Annotated in this window: 15 protein-coding genes and 1 pseudogene; 2 read left to right on the top strand and 14 right to left on the bottom strand. The window is 69.9% G+C overall.

The genetic code is table 11. The annotated features are described in order from the left end of the window. Together QH270_RS07230 and QH270_RS07235 are read right to left on the bottom strand one after the other, a co-directional pair. A pseudogene (locus QH270_RS07230) lies at positions 1-229 on the bottom strand (phosphopantetheine-binding protein); the annotation flags it as partial. 91 nt (positions 230-320) lie between these two features. Next, the gene (locus tag QH270_RS07235; RefSeq protein WP_019044597.1) at positions 321-527 is read right to left on the bottom strand and encodes a cold-shock protein; all 207 of its coding nucleotides are present in this window, start codon (positions 525-527) and stop codon (positions 321-323) included. Between the two features lie 434 nt (positions 528-961). Here QH270_RS07235 and QH270_RS07240 point away from each other — a divergent pair, with 434 nt between their 5' ends. Next, on the top strand, positions 962-3,340 hold the full coding sequence (locus QH270_RS07240) for a DEAD/DEAH box helicase (RefSeq protein WP_280339700.1): 2,379 nt from the start codon (positions 962-964) through the stop codon (positions 3,338-3,340). 300 nt (positions 3,341-3,640) lie between these two features. Here QH270_RS07240 and QH270_RS07245 read toward each other — a convergent pair whose 3' ends face one another. The 7 genes from QH270_RS07245 to ssd form a co-directional block, all read right to left on the bottom strand. Then, positions 3,641-4,015, bottom strand: a complete 375-nt coding sequence (locus QH270_RS07245) for an Rv3654c family TadE-like protein (RefSeq protein WP_280339701.1) — start codon at positions 4,013-4,015, stop codon at positions 3,641-3,643. Continuing rightward, positions 4,012-4,326 (bottom strand): TadE family type IV pilus minor pilin, encoded by a 315-nt coding sequence (locus QH270_RS07250; protein WP_280339703.1) that lies wholly within the window; start codon positions 4,324-4,326, stop codon positions 4,012-4,014. Before QH270_RS07250 ends, QH270_RS07245 begins: the two co-directional genes overlap by 4 nt. Positions 4,327-4,367: 41 nt before the next feature. Beyond that, on the bottom strand, positions 4,368-4,577 hold the full coding sequence (locus QH270_RS07255) for a DUF4244 domain-containing protein (RefSeq protein WP_167456481.1): 210 nt from the start codon (positions 4,575-4,577) through the stop codon (positions 4,368-4,370). A gap of 72 nt (positions 4,578-4,649) precedes the next feature. Beyond that, a complete protein-coding gene (locus QH270_RS07260) occupies positions 4,650-5,234 on the bottom strand; it encodes a type II secretion system F family protein (protein ID WP_280339704.1) in 585 nt (194 codons plus the stop codon). Positions 5,235-5,689: 455 nt separating this feature from the next. Then, positions 5,690-6,289: a type II secretion system F family protein gene (locus tag QH270_RS07265; protein ID WP_348537637.1), complete on the bottom strand. Its 600-nt coding sequence runs from the start codon at positions 6,287-6,289 to the stop codon at positions 5,690-5,692. Positions 6,290-7,126: 837 nt separating this feature from the next. Beyond that, positions 7,127-8,308 carry a TadA family conjugal transfer-associated ATPase gene (locus QH270_RS07270; RefSeq protein ID WP_280339706.1) on the bottom strand — a complete coding sequence of 394 codons (1,182 nt, stop codon included), beginning with the start codon at positions 8,306-8,308 and terminating at the stop codon, positions 7,127-7,129. Continuing rightward, positions 8,305-9,408 (bottom strand): septum site-determining protein Ssd, encoded by a 1,104-nt coding sequence (gene ssd / locus QH270_RS07275; RefSeq protein WP_280339707.1) that lies wholly within the window; start codon positions 9,406-9,408, stop codon positions 8,305-8,307. The genes QH270_RS07270 and ssd overlap by 4 nt, the downstream gene beginning before the upstream one ends. A gap of 415 nt (positions 9,409-9,823) precedes the next feature. Here ssd and QH270_RS07280 point away from each other — a divergent pair, with 415 nt between their 5' ends. Next, positions 9,824-10,618 (top strand): HAD-IB family hydrolase, encoded by a 795-nt coding sequence (locus QH270_RS07280; RefSeq protein ID WP_280339716.1) that lies wholly within the window; start codon positions 9,824-9,826, stop codon positions 10,616-10,618. A gap of 424 nt (positions 10,619-11,042) precedes the next feature. On the opposite strand, the gene QH270_RS07285 is transcribed toward QH270_RS07280, so the two are convergent. The 5 genes from QH270_RS07285 to QH270_RS07305 all read right to left on the bottom strand — a co-directional run bounded on the left by QH270_RS07285 (position 11,043) and on the right by QH270_RS07305 (position 15,641). Continuing rightward, the gene (locus tag QH270_RS07285; protein WP_280339708.1) at positions 11,043-11,789 is read right to left on the bottom strand and encodes an oxidoreductase; all 747 of its coding nucleotides are present in this window, start codon (positions 11,787-11,789) and stop codon (positions 11,043-11,045) included. 11 nt (positions 11,790-11,800) lie between these two features. After that, positions 11,801-11,965, bottom strand: coding sequence for a hypothetical protein (locus tag QH270_RS07290; RefSeq protein WP_280339710.1), 165 nt, complete (start codon positions 11,963-11,965; stop codon positions 11,801-11,803). A gap of 157 nt (positions 11,966-12,122) precedes the next feature. Beyond that, the gene (locus tag QH270_RS07295) at positions 12,123-13,796 is read right to left on the bottom strand and encodes an ABC transporter ATP-binding protein (RefSeq protein WP_280339712.1); all 1,674 of its coding nucleotides are present in this window, start codon (positions 13,794-13,796) and stop codon (positions 12,123-12,125) included. Beyond that, entirely contained in the window at positions 13,793-14,722 is a 930-nt protein-coding gene (locus QH270_RS07300) for an ABC transporter permease (RefSeq protein WP_280339713.1), read from the bottom strand. Before QH270_RS07300 ends, QH270_RS07295 begins: the two co-directional genes overlap by 4 nt. Beyond that, entirely contained in the window at positions 14,715-15,641 is a 927-nt protein-coding gene (locus QH270_RS07305) for an ABC transporter permease (protein ID WP_280339714.1), read from the bottom strand. The genes QH270_RS07300 and QH270_RS07305 overlap by 8 nt, the downstream gene beginning before the upstream one ends. Positions 15,642-15,845: the final 204 nt, after the last annotated feature.

Consider the following 15,845-nt stretch of genomic DNA (forward strand, 5'->3'; position numbering starts at 1 on the left):
TGTTCGGTGATCGTCGCGCACTCGAACACGAGCTGCGGGGACAGCGGCAGGCCGAGTTGGCGGCGCGGGCCGACCACTGGATGGAGATGACGCTGTCCCCACCGAGCGCGAAGAAGTTGTCCTCGCCGGTGACGTCGTCGATCTCGAGCAGTTCCTCGATCAGCGTGATCAGGGTGCGCTCGGTGTCGGGCCCCGGGGGGCGGGGGGGGGGGTTCCCGGCCATGGGTGGCCTGTTATCTGGGGGCCTACATACCCCTTTAATGGCCCCCCCCCCCCCCCCCGGGGGGGGGGGGGGGACGGGCGTTGTATCGATTCGCAGCTCAGGAGAGCGCGCGAACGCCGGTGGCCTGCGGGCCCTTGGTGCCCTGGCCGACCTCGAACTCGACCTTCTGGTTTTCCTCGAGGGTACGGAAGCCCGTGCCCTGGATCTCCGAGTAGTGGACGAAGACGTCAGCGGAGCCGTCCTCGGGCGCGATGAAGCCGAACCCCTTCTCCGCGTTGAACCACTTCACAGTTCCCTGTGCCATTCTGTTCCTTCTCTTTCTTACCGGAACGGCGGACAACTGGGTTCGTCCACCGGGTCCGTTCCGACCGCTGTACTGTGGGTCCCCCTGCAAGGAAAGCCTGAGCACGGCGTTCGCAACATCGATCCTGCTGATGGTTGGACTTTCGATCCGTCCCCTCGAACACAGAAGCTTGCGACCAGGACCCAGTGAACCATGTCTCCGAGCAATTCAACAGTCGAGTTACCGACAATTTGCAAAATTCTTGATCTTGCGAATGCGCAGGTGAGGGACAGATTGGGTGTATCCGTACTTTCAGTCTGTTTGCTTCTCGATAACCGGGCGAGGTTCCAGCAAACCACCTGTGACCCAGGTCGCTATTGGGTTACGAAATCGCAGGTAGCGCTCGGGGCACACACACGTTTCACACTCCCGGCGTGGCGCGAGAGGGCTATGGGATGAATCCGGCAGACCGGACCGAGCTACGACCGCCCGCGCGGAGCGAGAGCTACGGGCGATCGTTGCTGAATCGTGTCCTGCTGGAGGCGGCCGCGGGCGGCGACCCGTTGACCCATGTCGCCGAGCTGCCCGCCCAGCGCGCTCGCACCACCGAATGGCCGCACTGGGTGCCATCGGAGCTGGTCAAAGCCCTGGAGCTGGTCGGCATCGAGCGTCCGTGGGAACACCAGACGCGGACCGCCGAGCTCGCCGCGGCCGGCAATCATGTCGTCGTCAGCACCGGAACCGCGTCGGGGAAGTCGCTCGGCTATCAGCTGCCGGTGCTCACGGCCCTGCACGACGACCCGCGCGCCACCGCCCTGTATCTGTCCCCCACCAAGGCGCTCGGCGCCGACCAGCTGCGCGCGGTCGGCGGGCTGATCCACGACAACCCGCTGCGCGAAGCGCATCCCGCGAGCTACGACGGCGACACCCCGGCCGAGGTGCGCCAGTGGGTGCGGGCCAATGCGCGCTGGATCTTCACCAATCCCGACATGCTGCACGTCGGAGTGTTGCGCTCGCATCAGCGCTGGGCGCGGGTGCTGCGCAATCTCCGGTACGTGGTCGTCGACGAATGCCATTCCTACCGGGGTGTGTTCGGTTCCCATGTCGCCCTGGTGCTGCGCAGGCTGCGGCGTTTGGCGGCGTTCTACGGCGCCGACCCCGTCTTCATCCTCTCCTCCGCCACCAGCGCCGACCCCGCCGCGTCGGCGAGCAGGCTCATCGGCGCCCCGGTCACCGCGGTCACCGAAAACGCCTCGCCGCGCGGCGCCAGGACGGTCGCGCTGTGGGAACCGCCGTTGAGTACGGCACTCACCGGGGAGAACGGCGCCCCGGTCCGGCGCACCGCGACCGGCGAAGCCGCCAAGATCATGGCCGCGCTGGTCGCCGAGGGTGCGCGGACGCTCACCTTCGTGCGCTCGCGGCGCGGCGCCGAGCTGATCGCGCTCGACACCCGCCGGGTACTCGCCGAACGCGCCCCTGAACTGTGCGAACGGGTGGCGGCCTATCGGGCCGGATATCTCGCGGAGGACCGGCGAGAGCTCGAGCGGTCACTGTCGGAAGGCGCGCTGCTCGGTGCGGCGAGCACGAACGCGCTCGAACTCGGTGTCGATATCGCGGGGCTGGATGCCGTGGTCATCGCCGGTTTTCCCGGCACGGTCGCATCTTTCTGGCAGCAGGCGGGACGGGCGGGCAGACGCTCACAGGGCTCCCTGGTGGTGCTGGTCGCCACCGACGATCCGCTCGACACCTACCTCGTCCATCACCCCGCCGCGCTGCTCGACCGGCCGATCGAGGCCACCATCACCGACCCCTACAACCCGTACGTTCTCGGCCCGCAACTGCTGTGCGCGGCCATGGAGCTGCCGCTCACCGACGCCGAGGTCACCGAGCTCAGGGCCGCTGACGTGCTCGCCGACCTGGCCGAACAGGGTCTGATCCGGCGCCGCCCCGGCCTGCGCGGCACCCCGCCGCGCTGGCATGTCACCGCGCGGACCCAGCCGCACGACGCCGTCGACGTGCGCGGCGGCCTCGGCACACCGGTCGCCATCGTCGACGCCGAGTCCGGTCGCCTGCTCGGCACGGCCGACGCGGGCCGGGCGCCCGCCACCCTGCACGAGGGCGCGGTACACCTGCACCAGGGCGAGACCTACCTCGTCGAGGAACTCGATCTCGACGGTGGCGTCGCCTTCGTCACCGAGGTGGACCCCGGTTTCACCACCAGCGCCAGGCAGGTCACCTCGATCAGCATCGAAGCGGTCACCGAGGAGCGCGTCTTCGGGTCGGTGACCGCGGCGTCCGCGCAGGTCGCGGTGACGAACCAGGTCGTCGGGTACCTGCGCACGCTGGTCACCGGCGAGGTGCTCGACCAGGTCGAACTCGATCTGCCGGCCCAAACACTGCACACCAAGGCTGTCCTCTATACCGTCACGCCCCGGCTGCTCACCGCGGCGGGGATCTCCGACGACGAGCTGCCCGGCGCCCTGCACGCGGCCGAACACGCCGCCATCGGCATGTTGCCGCTGGTCGCCGGCTGCGATCGCTGGGATATCGGCGGCGTCTCCATCGCCGAACACCCCGACACCGGCGCGCCGACCGTGTTCGTCTACGACGGTCAGCCCGGCGGCGCGGGCTTCGCCGAACGCGGATTCGCCCAGCTCACGGACTGGCTGACCGCCACCCTCAGCGTGATCCGCAGCTGCACCTGTCTGGATGGCTGTCCGTCCTGCGTCCAGTCACCCAAGTGCGGCAACGGCAACAACCCGCTGGAGAAGGACGCCGCCGCGCGGCTGCTCGACGCCGTGCTGGACGAACTGCGGACGGCAGCCGTTTCGTGATGCCATCGCGGCGGACATGTGACCGGCGCTACACCTCACCCCCCGGAATGCTGGTCGCTCGACCTATTTTCCGCTGACCAGCACCGACGGGACGCCAACCCTCGGCCCGATGAATAAAAAGGACAACTCTTCTGTTAACTGGCTCATTGCCAACTGGCATGCGGCCAACCCGCGGAACATTGATTTCGTTTAGTTCTCCCCCCATAAAAGAATGTGCATGCAATTACCGAGAATGGCACTTGGCGAATTCCGTATTAGTTCGGTACGGAACAACCACCGACCAGTGTTGACACTTCCGCGTCACCCACTCTCCGCCACCGGTCCGGCGCGCGCGGCGGCCGAGACGGTGCGCGCACCGAACACCCCGAACGACACGTCCGCCTCCACCACGACAACCACGTCCCACTGCTCGACGACGCACCGCCGCACACCCATGCCCATCCGCCGGCCGAGCGTTCCGGCTTCCGCGCAGCCCGCCTCGACCCCTTCGGTCAACAGACTCGCCGCCGCGAGCGCACCGAGGTCCGCGGCCGCCTGCGCGCGGTGCCGGGCGACCACCACCGCGCCGACCTGAGCGATCACCAGCGTCAGGACGATCAGTCCCGCCAGCGCGATGCAGGCGAACGCCGTGGCGCCACCTTCGTCGTTCGTCCGCCGTTTCCGCGCGCTGGTCATCGGTCGACGCCCGGCTCGGTGACCGCCACCGCCTCGGCTCGCAGTCGCAAGCCGGGAAGCAGCGGAGTGGCCGCGGCGACGGTGGCCACCACGCGGTCACCCTCGCCCCGGACCTCGACCGCCGCCCCGGCGGGAGCGACAGCCCGCGCCGCGGCGACGGCACGCGTGGTGTCACCGCGCGCGGCCAGCCGCGCCGCTTCGCGGGCCGCGTCGACCCAGCGCACCTGGGTCGACGCGGCGAGCAGAGCTCCGACGCAGAGGCCCACCGCGCACACCAGCGCGGCGAGGGCGATGGCGGCCTCGACCGTCACCGCACCTACGTCGTCACCGAGAATACCTGTGCGGCAACGATTTACACACTCGTGGCGAGTGCCTTGTCGATGATCTGCGTCAAGGCGTTGACGATGCTGTCGCCCGTCACCACGCCGTACAGCACCGCACCGAACGCGGCCGCCGCGATCGTGCCGATCGCGTACTCCGCGGTCGACATGCCGTCGTCGTCGATGAGCAGGCGGGTGAGCCGGGTCCGCGCTCCTATATATACGACGCGTACGAATGTCATCGTGATCCCCTCTCCTTCCACATCGCGCGGCCGATCCGCGCGATGACGTCTCGATGGCCTCGCTGAGGGCCGTCACAGCAGGCCACCGTCGCCGAGGACCCGGTCGGCCAGGCCGATCACGACCGGGACGATGCCGAGGCAGACGAACGCCGGGAGGAAGCACAGGCCGAGCGGGCCGCCGATCAGCACGCCCGCGCGCTCGGCGCGCGCGACCGCCGCGTCCTCCACCGCTTCGCGCCGTTGGGCGGCGAGTTCGCTCACCGCGGCGGCCAGCGAAGCGCCCGAGCGGGCCGAGCGCCGCGCCATCCTGGCCAGCGACTCCACCTCCTCAGCACCCGCCGACCCCGCGGCATCAGCGGACGCGCGCTCCCACGCCGTCGCCGCGTCCGCGCCGAGCGCCAGCAGGTCCGCGGCTCGCAGCAACGCCGCGCGCAGGACCGGCGGCGCGGTCGGCGCACTGGCCCGTGCGGAGGCCGCCATCGGCAGGCCGGCCCGCAGGCACGCGGCCAGCAGATCGAATGCCGACGCCGAACCGAGCGGATCCACCTTTCCTGACCCCGTTCCCGCATCTGGCGGGTCACCTCGAACCGTGCCGATCGACCGCATGCGCCTGCTGACCGCCACCCGCGCCGGTATCGACACCACGGCCACAGCCATGACCAGCAGCGCAGTCGGCGTCGCCGAACCAGCGATGTCCCCCACTGCAATCCCTCCCCTACGCTCGAACCGACCAAGACCTGTACGCGCGCGAGCGCATTGCCCGACATCGCTTCCGCACCACACGATTCGGCGGCCACCACGCGACCACCCCTCCACCGCGACCATTCCTGCGCCATTCCGCCGCCATAGGTTGGTTGGCGGCCCCCGAGAACTGCGCACGCCTAGCTGGTGACACGTGTCCGGCCAGCCACGGGCGCATGTATCAGCGGAGGCCGCGCGACTCGCATCGCCACGAGCTCGACCTCAACCCGCCCAGCAATGCGAGCCTCTGTCGATGGAAAGACCGCGATGTCTGCAGGCACTCCGTAGCACGCCGGCTCAGCAGCGCGGTCGAGATTCGCTCGGACCCCGGCCGCCACGATCGCATCTCGTGCAGACCCGCTATCGAGTGTTCAGGTGGTGCCTCGGCGGGTGATGACGTCTGTCCACAGGAGTCCACAGGAAGCCAGGGCCGCTCCGAGTGGGAGGAGGAATTCGCCTGCGGGGGAGGTGAACAGGATGGTGAGGGGGTCCGCACCCATCAGCTGGCCCAGGGCGATGCCGACCAAGGGGAGGCCCGCGAGGACGGTGGCCGAGGCACGGGCGCCGGCGAGCGCCGCCTCGGTCCGATCGCGGAAGCGGGTACGGCCGAGCAGGTCGGTCCTGGCCGCCGCGAGGAGTTCCGCCAGTGCGAGGCCGTGTGTCTCGGCGACGCGCCACGCGGTGGCGATGCGGGACAGTTCCTCGGCGACAACCGAATCCGGCTGCACCCAGCCGTCAGCGCCCGAGCCGCCGAGCCTGCTCCGCCCCGCGCTGATCGCCAGCACCCGCGCCGCCTCGCCCCGCGACTCGGCTGCGGCAGCCTCCGCGGCCGCGCTGGGATGCGCGCCGACACGCAGCTCCCCGACCACAGCCTCGAGCCCGGCCAGCAGATGCGCGCACTCCGCACGCCGAGCCCGGTCACCACGAACACGTCGATTCCGCACCACGAGGGTGACCCCCACAATCAGCACCGCCGCCCCCGTCCCGATGCCGAACCCGAAAGCCGTGCAGCCCAGTCCGATTCCTGCACACCACTCCACAGGAACCCTCCGTCGCACCTGCGCACTGTCCACAGCGAACACCCGGCTGAACCGACGCCGACCACCCGCCGACGGCAGTAGCACGACAGCCATCGCACAAACGACCATCCCGAGAACCATCGCCACCCCACCAGTCCCGATCAGACTTATTGCGACACAGCCCGTTCGCCTCCGATCCGCCTGCGCCACGGCAGCCAGCCGAACCGCCGACCGTGCGATCGCTATCTATCTCGCAGACAGCGCCACCTGGCGTACCCGTGCTGAGCGCATCGGTGGCTGAGGCGGACGGGCCGGCGGTTGTGACCTCCGAGACCGGCGCGGAGGTGGATACCGCCCGCGCGGGCGATGATCCTCGTCCGATGGCCGTAGCCGATGCGCCGCGCACCGATTCATCGGCAGGGCTCGCGTTCTGTGGAACAGGCGAGGGCCGGCTGGAATCGCTCGGCAGGATGACTCCGCCGGGGATCGCCGGAAGGCCGGAGGGACTTGTCGTGAAGACGGCGACGGCCATCTCGTAGCGGGGTGGCGGGTCCAGGGCCGGGTTCGTGGTCGAGGCGCCGACCGCAGAGGTGCCGGCCGCCAAGGGTCCCTGGCCTTGGATGTGCCGGGTGTTCGGCGTGTGGACGGGCAGGGGCGCGGTGAGTGCGGCTGTCACCCGGTGCGCTTGGCGTGTTGTCCAGTGGCGCAGGCGGAGTGGACGGGCCGCGCGGTGCGAGGTCGGGGTGTGGGGTTCGGTGCGGATGGGCCAGGCGCCCGCAACGGTGGTGTTCATCGGAGTCGCCTTTCGATGAGGTGGGTGAGGGTGGCGGCGGCCGGGGTCGGGGTCGCGTCGGAGCGCCAGGCCGGAGTGACCCGGACTCCGGTGGGATCGCGTTCCAGGACGCCGATTTCGCGTAGACCTCTGCTGCCGTCGGAGCGGCGGTGCACATGCAGCACCACCTGGACGGCGGCGGTCAGCTGGCTGTGCAGGGCGGCGCGGTCCATCCCGCCGAGCGCGGCCAGGGCTTCCAGGCGGGCCGGGACTTCCTGCGGTGAATTGGCGTGGACGGTGCCCGCACCGCCGTCATGGCCGGTGTTGAGTGCCGTGAGCAGGTCGGCGACCTCCGCGCCGCGGACCTCGCCGACCACGATGCGATCGGGGCGCATGCGCAAGGCTTGGCGGACCAGGTCGCGCACCGTGACAGCGCCGACGCCCTCGACATTGGCGGTACGAGCCACCAGCCGCACCACATGCGGGTGCACGGGCGCCAACTCGGCGGCGTCCTCGACGCAGATGATCCGTTCGGCCGGATCGACGGCGGCGAGCAGCGCGGACAGGAGCGTGGTCTTGCCTGCCCCGGTACCGCCGACGACGAGGAACGCGAGCCGGGCGCGGACGATGTCGGCGAGCAGGGCATGCGCCCCGGTGGGCACCGAGCCGGCGGCGGCGAGGGCATCGAGGCCCTGCGTCGCGGGCCGCAGGACACGCAGCGACAGGCAGGTGCCGTCGTGGGCGACGGGCGCCAGCACGGCGTGCAGACGGACGCCGAACGCGTCGCCGAGCGTCGCTTCGACGCCGGTGAGCTTGCCGTCGACCCAGGGCTGGGCGTCATCGAGTCTGCGCCCCGCGGCCAGGGCCAGGCGTTGGGCGAGCCTGCGCACGGCGGCCTCGTCGGCGAACCGTACATCGGTCCGCTCCAGCCCTTGCCCCCGATCGATCCACACCGCGTCGGGTCCGGTGACCAGCACGTCGGCCACCCGTGGGTCGTGCAGCAGTGGTTCGAGCAGGCCGGCGCCGGTCATCTCGGTCTGCAGCAGGCGCAGCGCGCGCAGCAGGTCGGTGTCGGCGAGGACGCCGCCCGCTTCCGCTCGGATGGCGGCGGCGAGCTGGGCGGCGTCGGGCGCAGCGGCGTGCTCGGCGAGCCGTTCCCGGACGCGCTCGAGCAGCTCGGCGGTGACGAAGGTGGTCATCGCGGATCAGCGCCGACCATGGTGAGGACCGCGTCGGCGGCATCGCGCAGCGGGCCGCGCCTGCGCACGCTCAAGCCGCCGCGTTCGAGCCGGGCCGCCAGTCCGGCCTGTCCACGCACGGCCGCCAGCAGCGGCAATCCCAGGACCTCGGCCACCTCGGCACCGCGCAGGCCGCCGGGGGCAGGACCGCGAACCACCAGGCCACGGTTGGGATTCCGCGCGCCGAGATACGCGGCCAGCACCTCGGCGGCGGCCACCGCGCGCAGTCGAGCCGGGACGACGAGAACGACGAGGTCGGCCGCGTCGACCATCGCGTCGGCCGCGGGACCGCGCTCGCCGGAGACATCGCAGACGACGAGATCCCCTGCCGCTCTGCCGGATTCGATGACGGCGCGCACGGCCGCCGGAGTCAGCTCGACCGGTGGGCGGTCCGCGTGGTGGCGGCCACACGAGAGCACCGCCAGCCCCGCCGCGGCGGCAGGCAGGGCGCTGTGCAGCGCCGTCGCCGACACCCGGCCGTCCTCGATGACGAGATCCGGCCACCGCAGCCCCGCGACGTTCTCCATGCCGAGCACCAGATCGATGCCGCCGTCCAGGGGCGCACCGTCGATCAGCACGGTCTCGTGACGCACCCCGCGCGCGGCCCCGCGCAGGGCGATCGCGGCGGCCAACGTCGACGCGCCCGCGCCACCACCCGCACCGGCGACCGCGACCACCACGCCCGCACCGGTCCGCGCCTCGGCGTGGACGGCGAACTGTTCGACCAGGTCGACCGCGCCGCCCGGCAGTGCGACCACCCGCTCGGCTCCGACCGCTGTCGCGGCTTGCCAGTCGGACACCGCGGGTTCGCCCTCGGTGACGAGCACGATCCCCGGCCGCCGTGGGCACCCGGCGCCGGCCGCTGTGACGGCCGCCGCTGTATCGAGGATCACCAGCCCGGCACCCGACCACGCGTGTCTGCCGACCGGCATGGAGCGCTCGTCGGTGTGGCGTTCCGCGGCGGCCGCCACGCGGCGCACTTCGGCGCGCAATCGGTGATCGCGTACGAGGACCAGAGCCGGAGCGAGACCGACGGCGGGCGCGGAGGCGAGGCGGTTCATGCAGTTCAGCGTTGTCCAGCCACGACCGAGCGGAAAGGCCGAACAGCCCGGTTGTGGATAACTCGGGGCTGTGGAGAACTTCGACGAACGTCCCGGAAATAGAGGACGGCCCCAGCCGGGGGGGAGGAGGCTGGGGCCGTCGGGTTCAGCCCCGGGGGGTCGGGCTGAACGCGCCTGGACCATGTCCAGGTGCCAGCAATACTACACCCATCCCCCGGCGAGGGCGCAAGTAGCGTTCGCCACCATCTTCCGGCGATTCGCGCCCTCCGGCGTCCCCGCGGCAAACCTCACTGACGCGTCGGACGAGGTGCTTCCTGCACTGCGCGCCCGGGATGCCTATCCTGTTGGCGTGACGGCCGAACGCGACCAGACTCCGCCTACGGAACCGAGACTCGCCCCTTCGGGCCGCGCGCCGGTGCCGGGCGGACGCGTCGCGGCCTTCTTCGATCTCGACAAGACGGTCATCGCCAAGTCGAGCGCGTTCGTGTTCAGCAAACCGTTCTACGCGCAGGGTCTGCTCAACCGCCGAGCCGTGCTGGAGAGCAGCTACGCACACTTTTTGTTCCTGCTCTCGGGTGCCGATCACGACCAGATGGAACGAATGCGGGCAAACCTCGCCAACATGTGCGCCGGCTGGGATGTCGAGCAGGTGAAATCGATTGTGGCCGAGACGCTTCACGATCTCGTCGACCCGCTGATCTACGCCGAGGCGGCCGATCTGATCGCCGATCACAAGATCCGCGGCCACGACGTGGTGATCGTCTCGGCCTCCGGCGAGGAGATCGTCTCGCCGATCGCCGAGGTGCTCGGCGCCTCGCACACCGAGGCCACCCGCATGGTGGTCGAGGACGGCAAGTACACCGGCGACATCGAGTTCTACTGCTATGGCGACGGCAAGGTGGCCGCGATCGAAAAGCTGGCCGCGAGCGAGGGTTACGACCTGTCGCGGTGCTACGCCTACTCCGACTCGGTGACCGACCTGCCGATGCTGAGCGCGGTCGGCCATCCGACGGCGGTGAACCCCGACCGGGCGCTGCGCAAGGAGGCCGTCGCCCGCGGCTGGCCGGTGCTCACGTTCTCCAATCCGGTGTCGCTCTGGTCTCGTTTCCAGACCCCGTCGAGCACCACGGTCGCGGCCACCGCGGCGGTCGGATTGAGCGCGATCATCGCGGGCGCCATCAGCTACCGACTGCTCCGGAAACGGCGCTGACCTGCGCCGGACAAGCACGAATCGCCCGGCGACACGCCGGAAACCGCGGTATTCGGTGATGCCTGAGAAATGCTTGATGTGAGTGCCATCACAGTGTAAGAATGGAGGCACGGAAGGACGGAAGGCCAAGACGGAGCCGGAAGAGAAGGTTTCGCCTCCCATCCCACCCTTCCCAGCACGGACGCCAGGCACCCACGCGGAGCGCGCCGCGACAAGGGCAGCAGAGTTGTGGGCCTGCGAAATTCGGGCAGTCGTCGGCGAGGGCCTCGCACAGGTTGCGGGGATGAACCGACGGGGTTCGGATGATCGCCGAGGCCACCGAACACAACCCACCTCAGCACGCTTGGTAACCGGGTGCTCCGTGCTCAGCGGGCGGTGACGTCGAGTAATCGACACCACCGCCCGTTTCACGTGTCAGGGCGGTTCAGCTCGCCGCGGCGTCGGCGATCGAGTTGGCTTCGCGGGCACCGTCTTCCAGCGCGGCGGTGCAGAACAGGACCCAGCCGCCCACGCCCTCGGGGGTGCCCATCCCGAACCCGGCCGCCGCGTCCAGGTAGGCCTGCCTGCGGCGCAGCCAGAACACCTCGGGGACGCCGAGGCTGCGCGGGTCCAAGCCGCTCGACACCGCGACCAGGCGGGAGGCCGCCCGCGCGACGACACCGTCGGCGGTGCCGAACGGCCGCAACGACAGCAGCTCACCGTGCACGACCGCGGCGATCACCGGGGCGGGCGCCTTGCTCGCCTGAATGGTCTGGGCGAGCATGTCGAGGCGCTCGGCGACGCCGGGTGTCGACCGCGGGCGACCGAGTTCCTGTTCGTCGCCGACCAAATCGGCCGCCGCGAGCAGGTGCAGCCGGGCCAGCGCCTGCAGGGGCGCGCGCTGCCAGGTGCCGACCAGGTTCGTCAGCGCGTCACCGTCGAGCGCCTGGCCCACGCGCAGCGCGCCGGCCAGCACGGGATCGCTGACCTTCCCGTCGGCGGGCAGATCGGTGCTCGCGCCCTCGATGGCCGCCGACGAGCGCGCGGCCCTGACCGCGGCCTCGGCGGCCGTGGTCGCCCAGCCGCGCCGGTTCGACCGGTGCCGGTGCACCGCGGCGAGCGCGTCGCGGGCCTTGTCGGCGGCTTCGCGCACGCCGGGCAGGTCGACCAGGGGCTGTAGCGGATCAGTCACGGCATACGAGGCTACCGTTCGAGCACCGCGCCCCCGACGACCACATCCAGCCCGCGCACCCGGATCCAGCAGCGATCCGGCCACGGGACCTCGGCCAGCCGCTTCGCCGCGGGCGTACGCGCCCGCCGCCGCCGTGACTCGAGTTCGGCCTGACGTTCCGCGTCGATCCGATCCATCGGCGTCTCCTACCCCCGCGATCCACACCGCACCACCTCGGACATCTCAACGCTACGCCGGTGAGCTGCGGATTCGCGACGATTTCGCGCCGCGAACAGACCACCTTCCACGGATGCCCAGCCTGCCCACCGCCACGGCCGGGCATCGAGTCGCGTCTCAGCCCATGAGCAGCTCCCGGCCCGGGATCGCCTCCAACAGGTCCCGCGTGTACTCCTGCTCGGGCGCGGTGAACACCTCGTCGGTCGTCGCCGACTCCACCACCTTGCCCGACTGCATGACGAGCACGTTGTCGGCGATCTGCCGGACGACGGCCAGGTCGTGGGTGATGAACAGATACGTCAGCCCCAGCTCGGCCTGCAGGTCGTTGAGCAGGGTGAGGATCTGGGCCTGGACCAGCACGTCGAGGGCCGAGACGGCCTCGTCGCAGACGACCAGTTCGGGCGAGAGCGCCAGCGCCCGCGCGATGGCGACGCGCTGACGCTGCCCGCCGGACAGCTCGTTCGGATAGCGGCGCAACACCGAGGACGGCAGCGACACCTTGTCGAGCAGGTCGCGCACCACCGCCTCGCGTTCGGCGGCGGTACCGATCTTGTGCACCCGCAGCGGCTCCTCGATCGTGCGGAAGATCGAGTACATCGGGTCCAGCGAGCCGTAGGGGTTCTGAAAGATCGGCTGCACCCGGCGACGGAACGCGAAAGCGCCCTTGGTGTCCAGCGCGCCGACGTCCTTGCCGTCGAAGACGACCGTGCCCGAGGTGGGTTCGAGCAGACCGAGCACCATCTGGGCGATGGTCGACTTCCCCGAGCCCGACTCGCCGACGATCGCGGTGGTGGTCCCGCGTTCGACGGTGAAGCTCACGTCGTCGACGGCCACGAAATCCGTCGACTGCCACGGCCGCTTGCCGCGAATCTTGAACGCCTTGGTCAGGTTCCGTGCCTCGAGCACGGTGTCACCTACGGCGTGTTCGGACTCGGCCACCTCCACCGCCTGCGCGCGCACCGCGGCCCGCTGCCGCGACGACGACATCCGCTGCGCCGCGAGCGACGGCGCCGAACTCACCAGCTTCTTGGTGTACTCGTGCTGCGGGTCGCGCAGGATCTGCAGCGCCGGACCGGATTCGACGACCCGCCCGCGATACATCACCACCAGGTGCTCGGCGCGTTCGGCGGCCAGGCCGAGGTCGTGCGTGATCAGCAGGACCGCGGTGCCGAGCTCGGTGGTGAGTTGTTCGAGATGCCCGAGGATCTGTCGCTGCACGGTGACGTCGAGCGCGGAGGTCGGCTCGTCGGCGATGAGCAGTTTCGGCCTGCACGACAGGCCGATCGCGATGAGCGCGCGCTGCCGCATGCCGCCGGAGAACTCGTGCGGGTACTGGTTCACCCGCCGCTCGGCATCCGACATGCCCGCCTCGGCGAGCAGTTCGATCGAGCGTTCGCGCGCCGCCGCGCCGGTGGCGATGCCGTTGGCGGCCAGCGTCTCCCGGATCTGGAAGCCGATCTTCCAGACCGGGTTCAGGTTCGACATCGGGTCCTGCGGTACCAGGCCGATGCCGTTGCCGCGGATCGCGACGATCTCCTTCTCCGAGGCCTCGGTGAGGTCCTTGCCGTCGAACAGGATCTGGCCGCCGGTGACCTGGCCGGTGCCGGGCAGCAGGTCGATGATCGCGTGCGCGGTCGTCGACTTGCCCGACCCGGACTCGCCGACGATGGCGACGGTCTGCCCCGGATAGACGGTGAGGTTCACGCCGCGCACGGCGGGCACCTGCTTGCCGTCGGAGGTGAAGCAGACATCAAGGTCGCGGATCTCCAGCAGTGGCTTGTCGTCGGTCATCGGGTGCGCTCCTTCGGATCGAGCGCGTCACGCACCGCGTCACCGAGCAGAATGAAGCTCAGCACCGTGATGGCCAGCGCGGCCGCCGGATAGAACAGGATCGGCGAGGTACGGATCTCGGTCTTCGCGCGGGCGATGTCGGCGCCCCAGGCGACGATGTCGGGGGGCAGACCGACCCCGAGGAACGACAGCGTCGCCTCGGTGACGATGAAGACGCCGAGCCACAGCGTCGCCACCACGATCAGCGGTCCGGCCGAGTTCGGCAGCACGTGCCGCACCAGGGTGCCCAGCCGCGAGACGCCCAATGCCTTGGCGGCGGTGACGTATTCGCTGTTCTTGGCCTCGATCACCGCGCCGCGGGTGATCCTGGCCGCCTGTGGCCAGGTGAACGCCACCAGGATCAGGATCACCGTCGTCACCGTCGCGGGCCGCAGCAGCTGCAGCAGCACGATCGCGGCCAGCACCATCGGGATGGCGTAGAAGATCTCGGCGATGCGCGAGACGATCGTGTCGAGGATGCCGCCGTAGAAGCCCGACACCGCGCCGAGCACGCCACCGACCAGCAGGAACAGGATCGCCGACCCGATACCGACGCTGACCGAGGCACGCGCGCCGTAGATGGTGCGGGCGTAGACGTCGCAACCCTGCTTGTCGAACCCGAACGGATGACCGGTCCGCGGCCCGTCCATGCCGAACTCGCCGAGACACTGGCGCGGGTCCTGGCTGGTGAACAGCGACGGCCACGCCACCACCAGCAGCACGAGCACGATCAGGACCATCGCCACCAGGAACACGGGATTGCGGCGCAACCGCCGCCACGCGTCGCCCCAGATGCTGGTCGGGGTGCCCTGGTCGAGCACCCGGTCGGTCGCGAGCACCTCCACCTCGTCGGCGGGGGCCACGAAATGCTGTTGACTCTCACGCATAACGGATCCTCGGGTCGAGCGCGGCATAGAGCAGGTCGATGACCAGGTTGGTCAGCAGGAACACCACGACGAGCACCGTCACGAACGACACCACCGTCGGCGGCTCGCCGCGGGTGATCGCCTGGTACACGGTGCCGCCGACACCCGGAATGTTGAAGATGCCCTCGGTGACGATCGCGCCCGCCATCAGCGCGCCGAAATCGGCGCCGAGGAAGGTCACCACCGGAATCATCGAATTCCGCAGAATGTGCACCGACACCACCCGGCGCCGGCTCAGTCCCTTCGCCGTCGCCGTACGCACATAGTCGGCGGACTTGTTCTCGGCCACCGAGTTCCTGGTCAATCGGAGCACGTAGGCGAACGAGAGCGAGCCGAGCACGAACGCTGGCACGAGCAACTCGCCGAGGCTCGCCTTCCCGCTGACGGTGACCGGAGCGATCCCCCATTTCACGCCGAGCAGGAATTGCGCCAGATAGCCGACCACGAACACCGGCAGGGCGATGATCACCAGGCTCGCGATCAGCATCGTCGAGTCGAACAGCTTGCCCTTGCGCAGACCGGCGATCAATCCGAACAGAATGCCGAAGAAACCTTCGATGAGCACCGCGAGAAAGGCCAGTTTGATGGTGATCGGGAAGGCGCGCTCGAGCTCCTCGCGCACGGGCCTGCCCGAGAACGAGGTGCCGAAATCGAGGGTGACGATCCCCTTCAGATAGTGCAGATACTGCATGATGAACGGCTGATCGAGGTGATACCGCGCGCGCAGCGCGGCCTCGGCCGCCGGGGTCAGCGGTTTCTCACCGGCCAGCGCCTTGATCGGGTCGCCGGGGATCAGGAACACCATCGCGTAGATGAGCAGCGTCGCGCCGAGAAAGACCGGAATCATCTGGAGCAGGCGCCGAAGTATGTACCAAGCCATCATTCCTCCGAAAACGACTGGGGGGGCGGCCCCCCCCCGGGCGAGCCGCCCCCCCCCCGCCGCAAAAAAAAATTTTTTAAAAATGAAAAAAACCACACACCCCACCAAAGGCCGGGAGCAGCCCCCCGGCCGGAGCCACACCCGGCCAGCGCGGCGGCGACCACGGCGGCGATTCCCACTGCGGCAACTTGTTTCGCGCGATTC

Origin of the sequence: Nocardia neocaledoniensis (genome assembly GCF_029868625.1) — a bacterium.
Lineage (GTDB): Bacteria > Actinomycetota > Actinomycetes > Mycobacteriales > Mycobacteriaceae > Nocardia > Nocardia neocaledoniensis_A.